Source organism: Klebsiella sp. FDAARGOS_511 (assembly GCF_003812845.1).
Taxonomy (GTDB): domain Bacteria; phylum Pseudomonadota; class Gammaproteobacteria; order Enterobacterales; family Enterobacteriaceae; genus Klebsiella; species Klebsiella grimontii.
This window is the reverse complement of sequence record NZ_CP033824.1, coordinates 1,888,926-1,907,566: the sequence shown is the minus strand read 5'-3', so window position 1 is coordinate 1,907,566 and position 18,641 is coordinate 1,888,926. Positions and strand designations below refer to the sequence as shown.

Here is an 18,641-nt window from a genome sequence, read left to right as displayed (position 1 = left end):
TTGGACAATTATGTGTAACAGAATTAATTTTATATACCGCTAAATTGACAGAAAACCTGCAATATTCTGCCCTTAACGATTCAGCTAATTTTTAATGTTGCTTTTTTGTAAACAGATTAACACCCCGCCAAAATCCTGCTATGCTGCCGACGCGGTATCGGGCATTTACCCTACAAACTGCTGTCTCACAGGAGCGTGAAGAGAATCGCCTACCGCATTTTACAATGAGAGCGAGGAGAACCGTCGTGCTAGAAGAATACCGTAAGCACGTAGCTGAGCGTGCCGCCGAGGGGATTGTACCGAAACCCTTAGATGCAACCCAAATGGCCGCGCTGGTAGAACTGCTGAAAAACCCGCCAGCGGGTGAAGAAGAATTCCTGTTAGACCTGTTAATTAACCGCGTACCGCCGGGCGTCGACGAAGCCGCCTATGTTAAAGCCGGATTCCTTGCCGCGATCGCCAAAGGCGAAGCAACTTCTCCACTGGTTACCCGTGAAAAAGCTGTCGAACTGCTGGGCACCATGCAGGGCGGTTACAACATTCATCCCCTGATTGACGCGCTGGACGACGCAAAACTGGCGCCGATTGCCGCGAAAGCGCTGTCCCACACTTTGCTGATGTTCGACAACTTCTACGATGTAGAAGAGAAAGCCAAAGCGGGCAATGAATATGCCAAACAGGTGATGCAATCCTGGGCTGATGCTGAGTGGTTCCTGAGCCGTCCTCAGTTGGCTGACAAAATCACCGTGACCGTTTTTAAAGTCACCGGCGAAACCAACACCGATGACCTGTCTCCGGCCCCTGACGCCTGGTCCCGCCCGGACATTCCGCTGCACGCGCTGGCAATGCTGAAAAACGCCCGTGAAGGCATCGACCCGGATCAGCCTGGCGCCGTCGGCCCGATTAAACAAATTGAAGCACTGCAGCAAAAAGGTTTCCCGCTGGCGTACGTCGGCGATGTCGTGGGTACCGGTTCATCGCGTAAATCCGCCACCAACTCGGTGCTGTGGTTTATGGGCGACGATATTCCGAACGTGCCGAACAAACGCGGCGGCGGTCTGGTTCTCGGCGGCAAAATTGCGCCTATCTTCTTTAATACCATGGAAGATGCCGGCGCGCTGCCGATTGAAGTGGACGTAAACAACCTGAACATGGGCGACGTGATCGACGTTTATCCATTTAAAGGTGAAGTACGTAACCACGAAACCGGCGAACTGCTCGCGACCTTCGAGCTGAAAACCGACGTACTGATCGACGAAGTGCGCGCCGGTGGCCGTATCCCGCTAATCATCGGTCGTGGCCTGACCACCAAAGCGCGTGAAGCGCTTGGCCTGCCGCACAGCGACGTATTCCGTCAGGCGAAAGACGTGGCGGAAAGCAGCCGCGGATACTCTCTGGCGCAGAAAATGGTGGGTCGCGCCTGCGGCGTGGCCGGAGTTCGTCCGGGCGCTTATTGCGAACCGAAGATGACCTCCGTAGGCTCTCAGGACACCACCGGTCCGATGACCCGTGACGAGCTGAAAGACCTGGCGTGCCTGGGCTTCTCTTCCGACCTGGTGATGCAGTCCTTCTGCCATACCGCCGCTTATCCTAAGCCGGTGGACGTCACCACGCACCACACGCTGCCGGACTTTATTATGAACCGCGGCGGCGTATCGCTGCGTCCTGGCGATGGTGTTATCCACTCCTGGCTGAACCGTATGCTGCTGCCGGATACCGTCGGTACCGGTGGTGATTCGCATACCCGTTTCCCTATTGGCATCTCTTTCCCGGCTGGTTCTGGCCTGGTGGCGTTTGCCGCCGCGACCGGCGTCATGCCGCTGGATATGCCGGAGTCGGTGCTGGTGCGCTTTAAAGGCAAAATGCAGCCAGGCATCACCCTGCGCGATCTGGTGCACGCCATCCCGCTGTATGCGATCAAACAGGGCCTGCTGACCGTTGAGAAGAAAGGTAAGAAAAACATCTTCTCTGGCCGCATTCTGGAGATCGAAGGTCTGCCGGATCTGAAAGTTGAGCAGGCGTTTGAATTGACCGATGCCTCCGCAGAGCGCTCGGCTGCAGGCTGCACGATCAAGCTGAACAAAGAGCCGATCGTTGAGTATCTGACCTCCAACATCGTCCTGCTGAAGTGGATGATCGCGGAAGGTTACGGCGACCGCCGTACGCTGGAACGTCGCGTTCAGGGCATGGAAAAATGGTTGGCGGATCCGCAGCTGCTGGAAGGCGATGCGGATGCAGAATATGCGGCGGTGATCGATATCGATCTGGCCGATATCAAAGAGCCAATCCTCTGCGCGCCGAACGATCCGGACGATGCGCGTCTGCTGTCCGACGTGCAGGGTGAGAAGATCGATGAAGTGTTTATCGGTTCCTGCATGACCAACATCGGCCACTTCCGCGCGGCTGGTAAGCTGCTGGACAACCACAAAGGCCAGCTGCCGACCCGTCTGTGGGTGGCGCCGCCAACCCGCATGGATGCCGCGCAGCTGACTGAAGAGGGTTACTACAGCGTGTTTGGTAAGAGCGGCGCGCGTATTGAAATCCCTGGCTGCTCCCTGTGCATGGGTAACCAGGCTCGTGTTGCTGACGGTGCGACGGTGGTTTCTACCTCAACCCGTAACTTCCCGAACCGTTTAGGTACCGGCGCTAACGTCTTCCTGGCCTCTGCGGAGCTGGCGGCAGTCGCCGCGCTTATTGGTAAGCTGCCGACGCCGGAAGAGTACCAGACCTACGTTGCTCAGGTGGATAAAACTGCGGCGGATACCTACCGCTATCTGAACTTCGACCAGCTGGGTCAGTATACTGAGAAGGCTGATGGGGTGATTTTCCAGACCGCGGTATAACGCAATAAGTCAGCGTTGTACATAATCCCTTCAATGCCCGGTGAACATTGCATCACCGGGCATTTTTATTTCCAATCCCTCCGTCCGCGACGCTTTTTTTCTCCCTTACTGCTGCGATAATGACGCTATGGGTACAGTGCAGCGGTGACGCACTGCCCTTGCAGAGGAAAAGACTATGGATTACGAATTTCTGCGCGATATTACCGGAGTGGTCAAGGTGCGAATGTCGATGGATCATGAGGCTATCGGCCACTGGTTCAACGAAGAGGTTAAAGATAACCTTACCCTGCTTGATGAAGTTGAGCAGGCCGCGCGCACCGTCAAAGGTAGCGAACGTTCCTGGCAGCGTGCCGGTCATGAATACACATTATGGCTGGATGGGGAAGAAGTGATGATCCGCGCCAATCAGCTGGATTTTTCTGGCGATGAGATAGAAGAAGGAATGAGCTACTACGACGAAGAAAGCCTCTCGCTGTGCGGTATTGAAGATTTTTTACAGGTCGTTGCCGCCTATCGTGAGTTTATGCAGCAGCGCTAAGTCTGGCGGAGCCTCCGTGCTCCGCCGGGCGTTACACCGCCGGTATATTTCTTGCGTAGTAAATTTCACGCATCTCTTTCCACAGCCGGTCGGTGATGACCCTGCGCTCTTCTTCGGTTAAATCTTCCGGCCTGGTGTGAAACATGTAGTGCTTGAGGTCGAATTCCTTAAGCAGCATCTTGGTATGGAAAATATTCTCCTGGTAAACGTTCACGTCCACCATGTCATACAAAGACTTAATATCCTCGGACATGAAGTTCTGAATGGAGTTAATTTCATGATCGATGAAGTGCTTCATGCCGTTCACATCACGGGTAAAACCGCGAACGCGATAATCAATGGTGACAATATCGGATTCTAGCTGGTGAATCAGATAATTCAGGGCTTTCAGCGGTGAAATGACCCCGCAGGTTGAGACTTCAATATCGGCGCGGAAGGTGCACAGCCCGCCTTCAGGATGGCTTTCAGGATAGGTATGAACGCAGATATGGCTTTTATCGAGATGCGCCACAACGGTTTCCGGTAGCGGGCCCGGGTGTTCTGTCTGATCGATAAGCTGCGGATCGATAGGCTCTTCGCTGACCAGGATCGTCACGCTGGCCCCTTGTGGCTCATAATCCTGACGCGCAATGTTGAGAATATTAGCGCCGATAATTGAACAGGTCTCGGACAAAATTTCTGTCAGGCGGTTGGCGTTATAGAGCTCGTCAATATAGGCGATGTAGCCATCGCGCTCCTCTGCCGTTTTCGCGTAGCAGATATCATAGATGCAAAAACTCAGGCTTTTGGTCAGATTGTTAAAGCCGTGCAGCTTCAATTTTTTCAATTTAGATCACCCCCTTACTTAACAGTGGATAGCGCATCCAGTAAATATTGCGGTAAAGCAAATGCCGCCGCGTGAATTGCCGGATTGTAATAACGGCACTTCAGGTTCGATTTATGAAAGCGGGCCTGGATGATTTCGCTGGAAAGGTGGCGAAGGGCTTCGTTGTCCGTGGCCCATGCGAAGGTCATGATGCCGCCAAAATAGGTTGGAATCGCCGCCTGATAGAAGCTCACATCGCTAAAGTAGTGACTGAGTTTACGATGGCTATCGACGGCCTCATCCTGCTGCAGGAAGCTGACGCCGTTCTGAGCGACGAAAATCCCACCAGGATTGAGGCAGCGTTTACAGCCTTCATAAAATGCGGAAGTGAACAGGCTCTCGCCGGGACCGATAGGATCGGTGCAATCGGAGATAATGACGTCAAACGTTTGCGCCGTTTGGTTAACAAAATTGACGCCATCGTCAATGACCAACGTAAAACGCGGGTCGTCGTACGCGCCAGCGTTATGATTAGGCAGATATTGACGACAGAACGAAACCACGCCAGCGTCAATTTCTACCATGGTGATGCTTTCGACATTACCGTGGCGAGAGACTTCGCGCAGCATGGCACCATCGCCGCCGCCGATAATTAACACATGTTTCGCCTGACCGTGGGCCATTAGCGGAACATGGGTCATCATTTCATGGTAGATAAACTCATCACGCTCGGTGGTTTGTACCACCCCGTCCAGCGCCATCACGCGACCAAACGCCGCATTTTCGAAAATGATTAAATCCTGGTGATCGGTTTTCTCATGATACAGAACGTTATCAACGCTGAAATACTGACCAAAATGGTCGTGCAGCGTTTCATGCCACAGATTGCTATCGGCCACGGGCAGATCCTCCTTTGTTAACATCTGTTACACCCATTAAAATGAGCGCAACATCATAGCCAACTATAGAAGATGATGCACGGCGGATATTTCAGCAAATGAGGCGTGGTAAGAAAATTGGGAACGCCTCCCCCGGCGAAAGGCGCAAGGATCAGGGTTTTTTAGCCTGCGGTTCTGCTGCTGTGGCGTCAACGATTCTGAGCGAATATACCATGGTCGCTCCCGGCGGGATTTTAGGCGGCTTGCCCTTGCTGCCGTAGGCCAGTTCGGGAGGGATCACGACCGTAATAGCCCCGTGATTTCCCAGCCGTTTTATAGGGCCAAGGAACAGGGGAGGATAAGATTTCAGGGATTGAGACCACACTTTACCCTCCGCTTCCATATCGTTAATGACTGTTCCGTCGATAAGCGTTTCTTTGATGGTGACGGTAACGATATCGCTATCGAGAATCTTGCCCTTACCGGCATAATCTATGCGGCTGTAAACGCCATCTTTCAATACCACCCCTTTTTGCTTCGCGAACTTTTGCTGATATTTCTTTCCTTCGCTAAGCGTTTGCTGTTCGATCTTCTTCAGGTTCTGAAAGACTTCTTTAGACACATCGAACAAAGCTTTATTGCGCGCTTTCTCATCAAGGGCGATATTTCCGGAAAAAGAATCCTGGATACCCTGCAGTACGGTATCTTTGCTCATTTTTACACCCTGGGAATCCCGGGTGGATAAGAGCTGTAGCACTTCATCACCCATCGATACGCCGATAGCGTAAGCCTGCTGCAGGGACTCTTTGGCAAGGTCGATAGCCGCTGGTTTTTTAGCTTCGGCATCAGCAAGCATGGTCTTTAGCCGGGTAATTTCATCTGCGCTGGCCTGCAGTAGGGCTTTGTCTTTATCGGCGGCATCCCCCTGAAGGGATGACTGCTGCTTGCTGATGATAAAGGAATCGAGTTTAGCGGTGAGCGCCTGTTTTTCTACCCCCGCAGCCGCCAGTTTTGCCGTTAAATCCTTTTGTTCCGTTTCATAGGCGGCGAGCTTCGCTATCACGGCTTTATGATCTGTTTCAGACGCTTCTAGCTTCGTTTGTAGCGTCTGCCTGACGGCGTCAGCCGCAGTGAATTTTGCGAGCATTTGCTGTTGAGATAACTCAGCAGCAGCGAGCTTGCTCATGAGCGCTTGTTTGTCTGATGCCGCAGCCGTGAGCTTAGAGGCCGTATCTTGCTTTTCCGCTTCCGCTGCGGCGAGTTTCTTTATCAGCGTCTGCTTTTCAGCGGTTGCCTCAGTCAGCTGCAGCTCAACTTTTTGTTTTGCGGATTCTACTAATACCAGCTTTTTTTCTTGCTGCAGAATTTTATCTTCGGAGGCATTACGTTGGCCCACCTCCTGTTTTATTTCAGCTGCGGTCGTTAGCTCTTTTTCTATTAATCGTTGTTTTTCGGCTACAGCAGTTGCTAATTTTTTCTCAAGCAGCTGAATTTTATCCGTCAGCTCTTTTTGGCTATCTGCTGCGGCATTAATCGTTGCGGGTTTAGCTTCCAGCTGCTGTCGAAGCTGGCGGATAAGTTTATCTTTTTGAGAAATTATTGCAGCCTGACGGGAAATATCATTAGTATTCTGAACGCTTTTTTTATTGGTGGTTTTTGTATTATTGTTTTTTTCCTCAACGGGCTTTACTGGCTCGCGACTTTCTTGCGCCTGCTGCTCTTTAGCGTAATTTAAAAATGCAGGGCCTGAAGCGTCACTGCTTGAACTCGCTGTGACGCTTATCAGCGCATCTTTTTCCGCATAGGCGTTCGGCGATAGCGCCAGCACAAACACTGCTGCCAGCGATACCGAATTGAAGTTTTTAGCTATTTTTCCGTTCATAGCTGAACATTTTCACCACGTTTAACAAGACTATCTATCAGTGCCTTTTCAATATCAGCGCATAGCTTGATTGATTTGAACTGGTACATCGAATCGATCCCCTGTTTTGTCGGTTCAGCCACTTTACTGCGAACAGAATTATATTGGGTTGCAGCACTCAGGAGGGCGGTGAACTCATTACCGAGTTTGTCTGCCTGCTTTGGATTCACTTCTTTCAGAGATTCAAGAGCCTTGCGGCAGGAGTCCAGACGCGCTTGCTCATCGGCGACTCTCTGCTGTTCCGTTTGTTGTTGGCTTAATGTCGTATCAGATAATGGTTTCATTAATCTGGCGGATTGCCTGGACTGTATTGAATTACAGCCGACTAATAAAATGACAGCCACAGGCGCTATGCGTGTAAATAAGGATATGTTCAAGGTTTCATTCCATTGATAAAAAAGGAGTGTTATCGGGCGATAATAGTGTGCAAAAAAGAAGATTGCAATATTAGAGTTTTGTTTTTGGAAATCTATTTTTTATATTTGTTTTATTAATGAATCAAGTGCTTAATGAATTAAGTTTGAATTATCATTGAATTCTATGAATTGAGATATAAATTAAAGCGCGCAGTTAATTGAACCACTATTATTACGGCGCATCATAGCCGTATTCTCACGGCTACCGATTTGTTGAAATCAGGGGGATTATTTCACGTAAGCAAGCAGGCTTAGTGAGTCACGCGCCAGCGCTTTACATTTTTTGGTGGTGGGGATTTTGATTCCGCTGAGGTCCCGGTAGCTATCTTCACCCAGCGCTTTCATATTGAAGCTGTCGTAATTGCTTAAATCCCACTGGTTCTGCTGAGCAAAAAAGACCAGGGCGCGGCGAATCTGCGTGTTAGGCAGATTTTGATAACCGCAGTCGTTCTTCAGGAAGACGAATACTGCCGTTAAATCAGCCATATCCTCCGCTTCGGACTCGCTTAATGCATAGCTATTGGCGGAGAGAGTGAGCAGGCTGCCAAGCACTATTGTTCTGAAAAGCGTCTTCATTTTTTCTACCATTGAATCACGGACAAACAACGTTAGCATACTTCGTTACACTGCGCCGAGCTTTATTCTTACTCTTCTGCTTGACCTTCCTGTTAGGGGAGGGTTTAAGCTCAATTATTCACCAGCAGAATAAAAAGGATGTGAAAATGCAACGTCGTGAGTTTCTTAAACTAACCGCTGCGGTCAGCGTAGCCAGCGCATTGCCGCTATGGAGCCGCTCGGTTTTCGCCGCCAGTCGTCCATCTTTGCCTGTACCGGAGCTACTTACCGCCGACGCGCGCAATCGCATCTCGTTAATCATCCAGGCCGGAAAAACGCAGTTCGGCTCTCATCTTGCGACCACCTGGGGCTATAACGGTAATCTGCTGGGCCCGGCCCTACAGCTTAAGCAGGGTGAGCAGGCAACCATCGATATTCATAACCGGCTGGCGGAGGAGACCACCGTACACTGGCACGGTCTCGAGGTTCCTGGCGCCGTTGACGGCGGTCCCCAGGGCGTGATTGCCGCCGGAGGCTCCCGCACGGTGAGCTTTACCCCAACGCAGCGGGCGGCGACCTGTTGGTTCCATCCTCATCAACATGGCAAAACTGGCAGGCAGGTCGCGATGGGGCTGGCGGGGCTGGTATTGATTTCTGATGCGGAAAGCGAAAAGCTGCTCTTGCCAAAGCAGTGGGGAATTGATGATGTTCCGGTGATTGTGCAGGATAAAAAGTTCACCTCAGCGGGAGAGATTGATTATCAGCTCGATATTATGAGCGCAGCCGTTGGCTGGTTTGGCGATACGCTGCTGACTAACGGGGCACTCTACCCGGAACATGCCGCGCCTCGCGGCTGGCTAAGGTTGCGTCTGCTTAACGGTTGTAATGCGCGTTCTTTGAATTTCGCCACCAGCGATAAGCGGCCCATGTACGTGGTGGCAAGCGATGGTGGTCTGCTGGCTGAGCCGGTGAAAGTCAACGAGCTGCCGGTGTTGATGGGGGAGCGTTTCGAAGTGCTGGTGGATACCACTGACGGAAAACCCTTTGATGTAATTACACTCCCGGTTAACCAGATGGGGATGGCGGTTGCTCCGTTTGATCGGCCGCAGCCGGTGTTACGCGTGCAGCCACTGACTATCCAGGCTTCGGGTAAGCTGCCGGATGTTCTGGCCGCTATGCCAGCGCTGCCCTCTCTTCAGGGGCTTACTCAACGTACTCTGCAGCTCTCTATGGATCCGATGCTCGATATGATGGGCATGCAGGCGCTGATGCAAAAATATGGCGACCAGGCGATGTCCGGTATGGACCATGGCATGATGATGAATCATGGCGATATGGGGAATATGAATCACGGAAACATGAATCATGGCGGCATGGCGCAGATGAAGCACGGTCATCAAAGTTTTGATTTCCATAATGCAAACCGGATCAACGGTAAAGCCTTTGATATGAATGTTCCCCTGTTTGCGGCGGCGAAAGGGCAATATGAGCGGTGGGTGATTTCCGGCAAAGGCGACATGATGCTGCATCCTTTCCATATTCACGGTACTCAGTTCCGTATTTTGTCCGAAAACGGTAAAGCGCCGGCACCCCACCGGAGCGGCTGGAAAGATACCGTCAGGGTGGAAGGCGATGTGAGTGAAGTGCTGGTGAAATTTGACCACGATGCGCCGAAAGAGCATGCCTATATGGCGCACTGCCATCTGCTGGAGCATGAAGATACGGGGATGATGCTTGGATTTACGGTGTAGGCCGTCTAAGCGGGCTCGCTTCGCTCGAAAAGAGAGAGATGTGCCATAGAGAAAAGGCCCGGAAACCGGGCCTTCTTTGTTTACTTCGCGTCGTCCGGTAAAGCATAAGCGACGATATAGTCGCCCATCTTCGTGCCAAATGAACCGTGACCGCCCGCAGAGATGACAACGTACTGCTTGCCATTCACTTCATAGGTCATCGGCGTCGCCTGACCGCCTGCCGGCAGACGTGCCTGCCATAACTTCTCGCCGTTGCTCATATTGTAAGCGCGCAGGTAGTTATCCGCGGTCGCGCCGATAAACAGCACATTGCCGGCCGTCGAAATTGGGCCGCCCAGCATCGGCATACCCATGGTGAACGGGAGCTTAACCGGCATCGGGAACGGCAGGCTATCCTGCGGCGTACCGATACGTTTTTTCCACACCACTTCGTTGGTTTTCAGATCCAGCGCGGAGATATAGCCCCATGCTGGCTGTTTGCAGGGCAGACCAAACGGTGACAGGAACGGGTTGAGCGTGACGCCGTAAGGGACGCCGTACTGCGGCTGAATACCGGCTTCGGTACCGGAACCTTTGGCGTCTTTTGGCTGCTCCATCGGATTACCCGGTCCGCGAGGGATCAGTTTTGATACAAACGGCAGCGCCATTGGGTTAGCAATCGCCACCTGGCGGTTCGGATCGACGGAGATACCGCCCCATTCGAACATCCCCAGGTTACCCGGGAAGACCAGCGTACCTTGTTCTGACGGTGGGGTGAAAATCCCTTCATAGCGCAGCTGATGGAAGATAACGCGGCACACCAGCTGGTCGAACATGGTGGCGCCCCACATATCCGCGCCGGTCAGGTCTTTCTTCGGTCGGAAGCTCAGGTCGGAGAACGGCTGGGTTTTCGCGACGTAGTCACCTTTCGCCGCCCCTTGCGGAACCGGTTTTTCCGGCGCCGGGACGACCAGCTCGCCGTTACGGCGATCGAGGACAAAAATATTACCGGTTTTTGCCGGAGCGTAAATCACCGGCACGGTTTTGCCGTTCACGTCAATGTCCGCCAGCGTCGGCTGAGACGGCATATCCATATCCCACAGATCGTGATGAACGGTCTGGTAGCTCCACGCCAGTTTACCGGTCGTGGCGTTTAGCGCCACGATGGAGCTGGCATAGCGCTCTTGTTCAGGCGTACGGTTGCCGCCCCAGATATCCGGCGTGGTCACGCCCATAGGCAGGTAGACCAGATCCAGCTTCGCGTCATAGGCCGCTGGTGCCCAGGAGTTTGGTGAATTCAGAGTGAAATGATGTTCATCATCAGGAATTGCGTTGGGATCTTTCGCGCCCGGATCAAAGGCCCACAGCAGTTTACCGGTGTTCACATCAAAGCCGCGAATAACGCCTGACGGCTCGCGGGTGGAGAAGTTATCGGTCACGGCGCCGGCGATGACGATTGTCTTATCGGTAATAATCGGCGGTGAAGTGGGTTCATACATGCCCGGCGTGGTGACAGGCATATTGGTTTGCAGGTTGAGAATGCCTTTATTGGCGAAGGACTCACACAGCTTACCGGTTTCGGCATTGATGGCGAACAGGCGGCCATCGTTGACCGGAAGAATAATGCGGCGCGGGCAGTCGGCAACCACTTCCGCCGGCGCGTTATCCGCTTTGGCTTCATGATATGAAACGCCGCGGCAGGTCACATGCTGGAAAGACGGGTCCGCGTTGAGCTGCGGATCAAAATGCCACTTTTCTTTACCGGTGGCCGCATCAAGCGCGAACAAGCGCTGGTGGGCAGTACACAGATAGAGCGTGTCGCCAACTTTAATCGGCGTGACTTCATTGGTGATTTCACCCGGATCGTTAGGTTGCTTGAGATCGCCCGTACGGAATACCCATGCCTCTTTCAGGTTCTTCACGTTATCGGCGTTAATCTGCTTCAGCGGCGAGTAGCGCTGGCCTTCCTGGTTGCGGCCATACGCCGACCAGTCGCCATCGGCCATCTCGGAAATTGGCGCTGCTGGCGTTGCATCAGCGCTCAGCGTACCGTTAACTTCCTGCGGGTCGTTGAAGCCAGCCCAGGTCAGGATGCCGCCGCTAATCAGCAGGGCGACAACCAGCCCGGCAACGGCGCCAGAGGAGGGAATCGGCAGGCGGCGCCAGACAAACGGTAGAATAAGCCAGATGCCGAAGAAGACCAGGATGTCGCTACGCGGAGTCAGCGCCCAGAAGTCGAAGCCAACTTCCCATACGCCCCAGATCATGGTGGCGAGCAGCAGTGCGGCGTATAGCCAAAGCGCAGAACGCTTACCGCGAAACAGCATGACGGTGACGGCCAGCATCACCAGACCTGCGACAGGGTAGTACCATGAGCCGCCAAGAGCGACCAGCCAGGCCCCGCCTGCTAAAAGATATAGGCCACAGAACGCTGCAAAAAGAGCTGTCAGCGTCACGAGTAACCGTGATTGTTGAGATTTTGTTTCTGCCATAGAAGGACACTCGTTTGTTTGTTAATTTTTTAACTGCAATTAATTATAGGATTTAACAAGTGTGATCGGAATCACAAAATGGGCTTTATTAATCACTGCATCGTATATTTCTTTTTGCTGGTATACTGCGTGGCTTGCCGGTCAACGTCGGTGCAATCGCAGCGGAGTTGATGATTTACATTAAGAATCAAATGGTTAGTTTTATGAAACATACTGTAGAAGTGATGATCCCGGAAACCGAGATCAAAGCCCGTATTGCTGAGCTCGGTCGCCAAATCAACGAGCACTACAAAGATAGCGGCAGCGAAATGGTGCTGGTGGGGCTGTTGCGTGGCTCGTTTATGTTTATGGCCGACCTGTGCCGTGAAGTTCAGGTACCGCATGAAGTCGATTTTATGACCGCCTCCAGCTACGGTAGCGGCATGTCTACCACCCGTGACGTCAAAATCCTCAAAGACCTGGATGAGGATATCCGCGGTAAAGATGTGCTGATCGTGGAAGACATCATCGACTCTGGCAACACGCTGTCAAAAGTACGCGAAATCCTCAGCCTGCGTGAACCGAAATCGCTGGCGATTTGTACACTGCTCGATAAGCCAAGCCGCCGCGAAGTGAAGGTGCCGGTTGAGTTTGTTGGTTTTGCGATCCCGGACGAGTTCGTGGTGGGATACGGCATCGACTATGCTCAGCGCTATCGCCACCTGCCATATATCGGCAAAGTGACGCTGCTGGACGAGTAACGCGGAGTTTCTATCCCGGCTTATCCGGGATATTAAGAGGGGCGCGTGAATTACTTGTGATTGACGTGCTTGCTTTTAAGGTTGGAAATTCCATGGCGATAGCGCTGTTCCAGCGTTTCGCGGCTGACGGCGGTCACGTCCAGATCGCGTAACATGCCGTCGTGAATACCGTAGGCCCAGCCGTGAATCGTCACTTTCTGTCCACGCTTCCACGCCGACTGCATAATCGTTGAATGGCCAAGGTTGTAAACCTGCTCCATCACATTCAATTCACACAGCGTATCAAGGCGGCGCTCTTCGGGCATTTCTCCCAGCAGCGAGCTGTGCTTAAACCAGATATCGCGAATATGCAGCAGCCAGTTGTCGATAAGGCCTAGCTCGGTATTTTCAATCGCCGCCTGCACGCCGCCGCAGCCGTAGTGGCCACAGATAATGATGTGTTCGACTTCCAGTACGTCGACCGCGTATTGCACCACGGAAAGACAGTTCAGATCGGTATGAATCACCAGGTTGGCGACGTTACGGTGTACAAACAGCTCGCCAGGTTCCAGGCCGGTCAAACGTTCAGCGGGAACGCGGCTATCGGAACATCCAATCCACAGAAAGCGCGGCTTTTGCGCCTGTGCCAGTTTCTCAAAGAAACCGGGGTCTTCCTCCACCAGCATTTTTGACCATAGTGCATTGTTGCTGATGAGTGTATCTATATCGTTCATGGATGTTTACGGGCCTGTAACCAAGTAAGTGCGTTGCGCTAATATAGGTTAACCTCACATTTTTTAAAACAACCCATCGCGTGTCACGACACGAGAAGAGACATTTAATGACCATTGCTCTGGAACTAAAACAGCTCAAAAAAACCTACCCCGGCGGGGTTCAGGCGCTGCGCGGAATCGATCTTCAGGTAGAAGCGGGCGATTTTTACGCGCTCCTGGGGCCGAACGGCGCGGGAAAATCCACCACTATCGGCATTATCAGTTCGCTGGTGAACAAAACCTCCGGTGAGGTCAACGTGTTTGGCTATGACCTGCAAAAGGATGTGGTTAACGCCAAACGCCAGCTCGGCCTGGTGCCGCAGGAGTTCAACTTTAACCCCTTTGAAACCGTACAGCAGATTGTCATTCACCAGGCGGGCTACTACGGCGTTGAGCGCAAAGAAGCCATCGCCCGTAGCGAAAAGTACCTCAAACAGCTCGATCTTTGGGAAAAGCGCAACGAACGCGCGCGGATGCTCTCCGGCGGCATGAAGCGCCGCCTGATGATTGCCCGTGCGTTGATGCATGAACCGAAGCTGCTGATTCTCGATGAGCCAACGGCGGGAGTGGATATTGAGCTGCGTCGTTCGATGTGGGGATTCCTGAAAGATCTGAATGATAAAGGCACCACGATCATCCTGACGACCCACTATCTGGAAGAAGCCGAAATGCTGTGTCGCAATATCGGTATTATTCAGAACGGCGAGCTGGTGGAAAACACGTCGATGAAGGCGTTGCTTTCCAAGCTGAAATCAGAAACCTTTATTCTCGATCTGGCTCCCAAAAGCCCGTTACCGGTACTGGAAGGCTATCAGTATCGTCTGGTTGATACGTCGACGCTGGAGGTTGAGGTGCTGCGCGAGCAGGGGATTAACAGCGTATTTACGCAATTGAGCGCGCAGGGAATACAGGTATTAAGTATGCGTAACAAAGCTAACCGTCTGGAAGAGCTGTTTGTCACGCTGGTACACGATCGGAAAGGAGAATCGGCATGATGCAGCTTTATTGGGTCGCGCTGAAAAGCATCTGGACCAAAGAGATCCATCGCTTTATGCGTATCTGGATCCAGACGCTGGTGCCGCCGGTCATAACGATGACCCTTTACTTTGTCATTTTCGGTAACCTGATTGGCTCGCGCATCGGTGAAATGCACGGTTTTACCTATATGCAGTTTATCGTGCCGGGGCTGATTATGATGGCGGTGATCACCAACGCTTACGCCAACGTCGCTTCATCATTCTTCAGCGCGAAATTTCAGCGCAATATTGAAGAACTGCTGGTCGCGCCGGTCCCCACCCATGTGGTGATCGCCGGCTATGTGGGCGGCGGCGTTGCCCGCGGTCTGTGCGTCGGGATTCTGGTGACGGCGATTTCGCTGTTTTTCGTACCGTTCCAGGTTCACTCGTGGGTATTTGTCGCCCTGACCCTGGTGCTGACCGCCGTGTTATTTTCACTGGCCGGTCTGCTGAACGCGGTGTTTGCCAAAACCTTTGATGATATCAGCCTCATTCCGACCTTCGTGCTGACGCCGCTGACCTACCTCGGCGGGGTTTTTTATTCGCTGACCCTGCTGCCGCCGTTCTGGCAAGGCCTGTCGCATCTGAACCCGATTGTCTATATGATCAGCGGCTTCCGCTACGGCTTCCTCGGGATTAACGATGTTCCGCTGGCCACCACCTTCGGCGTGCTGGTGGTGTTTATCGTCGCATTTTATATTTTGTGTTGGTATCTGATCCAGCGCGGGCGCGGGCTGCGCAGCTAATTTAGCCGTTCATGGCGCTTCGCTGCGCAGTTAAGCGAAGCGCCAGCAAACAATTTTGATTGCCATCACCGATATTTATCGCTTCCCTTGCTAAATTGTTTGCCTGCTAAGGAGGTAGGCGATGTTAGGTTGGGTGATTACCTGTCATGACGAACTGGCGCAGGAGATGCTGGATCGTCTGGAGAAAAAGTTTGGGCCGCTGACGCAGTGTCGGGCGGTTAACTACTGGCGTAATCTCAGCAGCAATATGCTGAGCCGCATGATGTGCGACGCGCTGCACGAGACGGATGGCGGAGAAGGGGTTATTTTTCTGACCGATAAAACCGGCGCGGCGCCTTATCGCGTGGCGGCGCTGATGAGCCATAAGCACACCCACTGTGAAGTGATTTCCGGGATCGACTATTCATTACTGGAAAGTATGTATTTGCTGCGCCAGAACCTGAGCAGCGAAGCTTTCCGACACGCCATTGTCAGCGCTGGAGGCCCGGCGGTGAGCAGCCTCTGGCATCAACAGCAAAAAAATCCGCCTTTTCGACTACTGCATGAGCCGTACGGGAATTAAGCATTGGTATTGATGATGCTTTTGTTACAATGACGGCAGTTCTTGTCTACCGGTTCGATGCGCATGTTTGCCCGAATTCTTGCTTTACTCCTCCTGTTCACGACGCTCGGCGCCTCCGCCAGTCTGTTAAGCCAGCAGGGTGTCCCGGCACGTTATATGCAGACGACCGAAGATGCCGATATCTGGGCGCAGGTGGGCAATCAGGTAGTGAGCGTCGGCAACGTACGGGCAGGACAAATACTGGCGGTAGTACCGACGGCGGCGGATTACTATGAGTTTAATTTTGGCTTTGCGACCGGCTTTATAGATAAAGGCCACCTGGAGCCGGTACAGGGTAAGCAGCGAGTTGAGGACAGCCTGGGCGATCTGCATAAATCCCTGAGCAACCAAAACCTCATGACCTGGAAAGATACGCCAGTATATGATGCCCCCGCCGTTGGCAGCGCGCCATTTGGCACCCTGGCGAGTAATTTGCGTTACCCGATTATCAGCAAGCTCAAAGATCGGTTGAATCAAACCTGGTTTCAGATTCGCATCGGCAACCGGCTGGCGTGGGTGAGCAGCCTTGATGCCCAGGAAGATAACGGCATCCCCATCCTTACCTATCACCATATTCTTCGTGATGAAGAAAATACCCGCTTTCGCCATACCTCAACAACGACTTCCGTTCGCGCCTTCAGCAATCAGATGACCTGGCTACGCGACCAGGGCTATACCACGCTGAGTATGTATCAGCTTGAGGGCTATCTGCGTAATAAAGTGAACCTTCCGGCGCGCTCGGTGGTGATCACCTTTGACGACGGGCTGAAGTCGGTCAACCGCTATGCCTACCCGATTCTCAAGCAGTATGGCTTTCACGCTACGGCTTTTATTATCTCGTCGCGCATTAAGCGCCATCCGCAGAAATGGGCGCCAAAATCGCTGCAGTTTATGAGTGTTTCCGAGCTAAAACAGATTCAGGACGTTTTTGACGTGCAGTCGCATACCCATTTTCTGCATCGGGTTGATGCCGAACGTCATCCAATTCTACTCAGCCGCAGCTATCACAATATTCTGTTTGATTTTGAGCATTCGCGGCGGGCGCTGGCGCAGTTTAATCCGCACGTACAGTATCTCTCTTACCCGTTTGGCGGCTATAACGCCACGGCGGTTCAGGCGGCGAATGACGCTGGTTTTCATCTGGCAGTGACGACGGTAAGAGGAAAGGTAAAACCGGGGGATAATCCGTTCTTATTGAAGAGGCTGTATATATTAAGAACGGATTCGCTGGAAACCATGTCGCGGCTGATAAGCAACCAGCCGCAGGGGTAGATCAGGCAACCTGTACCGGAATGGCTTTTGCCTGGCGCTTCATTTCATTCTCGCCTTCAAAATAGGCCACTTTCGGCTGCCAGGCGCGGGCTTCTTCGTCAGGCATCATAACGAAGCTGGCGATAATCAGAATATCACCGACGCTGGCACAATGCGCCGCCGCGCCGTTAACGGAGATAATTCGCGAACCGCGCTCCGCGGCGATAGCGTAGGTGGAGAAACGATTACCGTTGGTCACGTTCCAGATATGAATAGCCTCGTTTTCCAGGATGCCGGACGCATCCAGGAAATCCTGATCAATAGCGCAGGAGCCTTCATAGTGCAGGTCGGCCTGCGTGACTTTAACGCGGTGGAGTTTGCCCTGCAGCATATTACGAATCATAACGTCTACCTTTAAAGCTTAACGATAACAAAGCGGGCGTGACGTCCGCCTTGAGGAAATTCCTGGCAGTATTGCCCGATTTTTAACCCGTGTCTACCGAGTGAGCGCCACTATCTGGTTGTCGATCAAACGCGCTTCGCCGAGCCACGCCGCCATCAGGATCACCGCGCGCTGGCTGCTTTCGGTCAAATCGAGCAGCGTATCGGCGTCGCGGATCTGGATATCATCGGCGCGGAAGCCTTGTTCGTTCAGCTCCTGCCCGGCAATCGCGATCAACTCATCAAGGTTGCGCTCGCCGGCCGCCAGTTTCTCCGCCGCGCGATTCATCACCTTATATAGCCCTGGAGCGATTTTGCGCTGCTCTGCGCTGAGATAGCCGTTGCGCGAACTCAGCGCCAGCCCATCTTTCGCGCGCATAATCGGTACGCCGATAATCTCGATGTCGTAGCCCATATCCGCGACCATTTTGCGGATCAGCGCCAGCTGCTGGAAGTCTTTTTCGCCGAAGCAGGCGACGTCCGGTTGGATCAGGTTGAACAGTTTGCTAACGATAGTGGAAACGCCGCGGAAGTGGCCTGGACGGCTGGCGCCCTCAAGCATCGTCGACAGCCCCGGGACATCGACGTAGGTCTGGCTTTCGGTACCCTGCGGGTAGATTTCCGCCGCGGCAGGCGCGAAGACCAAATCGACCTTCCGTTTGTTCAGCTTTTCGCAATCGTCCTGCAGGGTGCGCGGATAGCGCGCCAGATCCTCAGCGCGGTCAAACTGCATTGGGTTGACGAAGATACTGGCCACCACCACATCTGCGCTGGCTTTGGCGGTATCAACCAGCTTCATATGGCCATCGTGCAGGTTGCCCATGGTGGGAACCAGCGCAATGCGCTTGCCCTCCTGGCGTAAACGGCGGATATGCTGGCGCAGCAGCGGCAGGGTTTCAATAATCAGCACAACAAC

General features: G+C 53.0%; 17 protein-coding genes. 8 read left to right on the top strand and 9 right to left on the bottom strand.

What is annotated here, in order from left to right:
• The first annotated feature begins 245 nt into the window (after positions 1–245).
• Complete coding sequence (acnB, locus tag EGY08_RS10190; RefSeq protein WP_004129020.1) at positions 246–2,843, top strand: bifunctional aconitate hydratase 2/2-methylisocitrate dehydratase; 2,598 nt, start codon at positions 246–248, stop codon at positions 2,841–2,843.
• Positions 2,844–3,018: 175 nt separating this feature from the next.
• A complete protein-coding gene (gene yacL, locus EGY08_RS10185) occupies positions 3,019–3,381 on the top strand; it encodes a protein YacL (protein ID WP_004129024.1) in 363 nt (120 codons plus the stop codon).
• 31 nt (positions 3,382–3,412) lie between these two features.
• Here the strand turns inward: yacL and speD are convergent, their stop codons facing one another.
• The 5 genes from speD to EGY08_RS10160 all read right to left on the bottom strand — a co-directional run bounded on the left by speD (position 3,413) and on the right by EGY08_RS10160 (position 7,977).
• Positions 3,413–4,207 carry an adenosylmethionine decarboxylase gene (gene speD / locus EGY08_RS10180; RefSeq protein ID WP_004108061.1) on the bottom strand — a complete coding sequence of 265 codons (795 nt, stop codon included), beginning with the start codon at positions 4,205–4,207 and terminating at the stop codon, positions 3,413–3,415.
• 14 nt (positions 4,208–4,221) lie between these two features.
• Entirely contained in the window at positions 4,222–5,085 is an 864-nt protein-coding gene (gene speE / locus EGY08_RS10175) for a polyamine aminopropyltransferase (protein WP_123828462.1), read from the bottom strand.
• Positions 5,086–5,236: 151 nt separating this feature from the next.
• Positions 5,237–6,946 (bottom strand): FKBP-type peptidyl-prolyl cis-trans isomerase N-terminal domain-containing protein, encoded by a 1,710-nt coding sequence (locus EGY08_RS10170; protein WP_004129029.1) that lies wholly within the window; start codon positions 6,944–6,946, stop codon positions 5,237–5,239.
• Positions 6,943–7,362 carry a hypothetical protein gene (locus tag EGY08_RS10165; protein WP_032742041.1) on the bottom strand — a complete coding sequence of 140 codons (420 nt, stop codon included), beginning with the start codon at positions 7,360–7,362 and terminating at the stop codon, positions 6,943–6,945. Before EGY08_RS10165 ends, EGY08_RS10170 begins: the two co-directional genes overlap by 4 nt.
• Positions 7,363–7,629: 267 nt before the next feature.
• Positions 7,630–7,977, bottom strand: coding sequence for a YacC family pilotin-like protein (locus EGY08_RS10160; protein WP_004872121.1), 348 nt, complete (start codon positions 7,975–7,977; stop codon positions 7,630–7,632).
• Positions 7,978–8,123: 146 nt separating this feature from the next.
• On the opposite strand from EGY08_RS10160, the gene cueO reads away from it, so the two are divergent.
• Complete coding sequence (cueO, locus tag EGY08_RS10155) at positions 8,124–9,707, top strand: multicopper oxidase CueO (protein WP_004129032.1); 1,584 nt, start codon at positions 8,124–8,126, stop codon at positions 9,705–9,707.
• Positions 9,708–9,787: 80 nt separating this feature from the next.
• Here cueO and EGY08_RS10150 read toward each other — a convergent pair whose 3' ends face one another.
• Positions 9,788–12,178: a glucose/quinate/shikimate family membrane-bound PQQ-dependent dehydrogenase gene (locus EGY08_RS10150; RefSeq protein WP_123828461.1), complete on the bottom strand. Its 2,391-nt coding sequence runs from the start codon at positions 12,176–12,178 to the stop codon at positions 9,788–9,790.
• A 203-nt stretch (positions 12,179–12,381) separates the two neighbouring features.
• Between EGY08_RS10150 and hpt the strand changes: the two genes are divergently transcribed.
• Positions 12,382–12,918: a hypoxanthine phosphoribosyltransferase gene (gene hpt, locus EGY08_RS10145; RefSeq protein WP_014227950.1), complete on the top strand. Its 537-nt coding sequence runs from the start codon at positions 12,382–12,384 to the stop codon at positions 12,916–12,918.
• Positions 12,919–12,968: 50 nt separating this feature from the next.
• Here the strand turns inward: hpt and can are convergent, their stop codons facing one another.
• Positions 12,969–13,631 carry a carbonate dehydratase gene (can, locus tag EGY08_RS10140; protein WP_004129036.1) on the bottom strand — a complete coding sequence of 221 codons (663 nt, stop codon included), beginning with the start codon at positions 13,629–13,631 and terminating at the stop codon, positions 12,969–12,971.
• 107 nt (positions 13,632–13,738) lie between these two features.
• Here can and EGY08_RS10135 point away from each other — a divergent pair, with 107 nt between their 5' ends.
• The 4 genes from EGY08_RS10135 (at position 13,739) to EGY08_RS10120 (ending at position 17,305) form a co-directional block, all read left to right on the top strand.
• Entirely contained in the window at positions 13,739–14,665 is a 927-nt protein-coding gene (locus EGY08_RS10135; protein ID WP_004872112.1) for an ABC transporter ATP-binding protein, read from the top strand.
• Positions 14,662–15,432, top strand: coding sequence for an ABC transporter permease (locus EGY08_RS10130; protein WP_004129040.1), 771 nt, complete (start codon positions 14,662–14,664; stop codon positions 15,430–15,432). Before EGY08_RS10135 ends, EGY08_RS10130 begins: the two co-directional genes overlap by 4 nt.
• Before the next feature lie 121 nt (positions 15,433–15,553).
• Positions 15,554–15,994, top strand: a complete 441-nt coding sequence (locus EGY08_RS10125) for a PTS sugar transporter subunit IIA (RefSeq protein ID WP_049114769.1) — start codon at positions 15,554–15,556, stop codon at positions 15,992–15,994.
• Positions 15,995–16,051: 57 nt separating this feature from the next.
• A complete protein-coding gene (locus EGY08_RS10120) occupies positions 16,052–17,305 on the top strand; it encodes a polysaccharide deacetylase family protein (RefSeq protein ID WP_004129044.1) in 1,254 nt (417 codons plus the stop codon).
• 1 nt (position 17,306) lies between these two features.
• Here EGY08_RS10120 and panD read toward each other — a convergent pair whose 3' ends face one another.
• Together panD and panC are read right to left on the bottom strand one after the other, a co-directional pair.
• Positions 17,307–17,687: an aspartate 1-decarboxylase gene (gene panD, locus EGY08_RS10115; protein ID WP_004129045.1), complete on the bottom strand. Its 381-nt coding sequence runs from the start codon at positions 17,685–17,687 to the stop codon at positions 17,307–17,309.
• A 93-nt stretch (positions 17,688–17,780) separates the two neighbouring features.
• Positions 17,781–18,635, bottom strand: coding sequence for a pantoate--beta-alanine ligase (gene panC, locus EGY08_RS10110; RefSeq protein WP_004129047.1), 855 nt, complete (start codon positions 18,633–18,635; stop codon positions 17,781–17,783).
• Positions 18,636–18,641 lie beyond the last annotated feature (6 nt).

Coding starts and splice junctions, on each gene's coding strand:
- EGY08_RS10135 (WP_004872112.1), top strand. CDS start 13,739: ATGACCATTGCTCTGGAACTAAAACAGCTCAAAAAAACCTACCCCGGC.
- cueO (WP_004129032.1), top strand. CDS start 8,124: ATGCAACGTCGTGAGTTTCTTAAACTAACCGCTGCGGTCAGCGTAGCC.
- EGY08_RS10170 (WP_004129029.1), bottom strand. CDS start 6,946: ATGAACGGAAAAATAGCTAAAAACTTCAATTCGGTATCGCTGGCAGCA.
- EGY08_RS10160 (WP_004872121.1), bottom strand. CDS start 7,977: ATGAAGACGCTTTTCAGAACAATAGTGCTTGGCAGCCTGCTCACTCTC.
- hpt (WP_014227950.1), top strand. CDS start 12,382: ATGAAACATACTGTAGAAGTGATGATCCCGGAAACCGAGATCAAAGCC.
- yacL (WP_004129024.1), top strand. CDS start 3,019: ATGGATTACGAATTTCTGCGCGATATTACCGGAGTGGTCAAGGTGCGA.
- can (WP_004129036.1), bottom strand. CDS start 13,631: ATGAACGATATAGATACACTCATCAGCAACAATGCACTATGGTCAAAA.
- EGY08_RS10150 (WP_123828461.1), bottom strand. CDS start 12,178: ATGGCAGAAACAAAATCTCAACAATCACGGTTACTCGTGACGCTGACA.
- panD (WP_004129045.1), bottom strand. CDS start 17,687: ATGATTCGTAATATGCTGCAGGGCAAACTCCACCGCGTTAAAGTCACG.
- EGY08_RS10120 (WP_004129044.1), top strand. CDS start 16,052: ATGCGCATGTTTGCCCGAATTCTTGCTTTACTCCTCCTGTTCACGACG.
- EGY08_RS10130 (WP_004129040.1), top strand. CDS start 14,662: ATGATGCAGCTTTATTGGGTCGCGCTGAAAAGCATCTGGACCAAAGAG.
- EGY08_RS10125 (WP_049114769.1), top strand. CDS start 15,554: ATGTTAGGTTGGGTGATTACCTGTCATGACGAACTGGCGCAGGAGATG.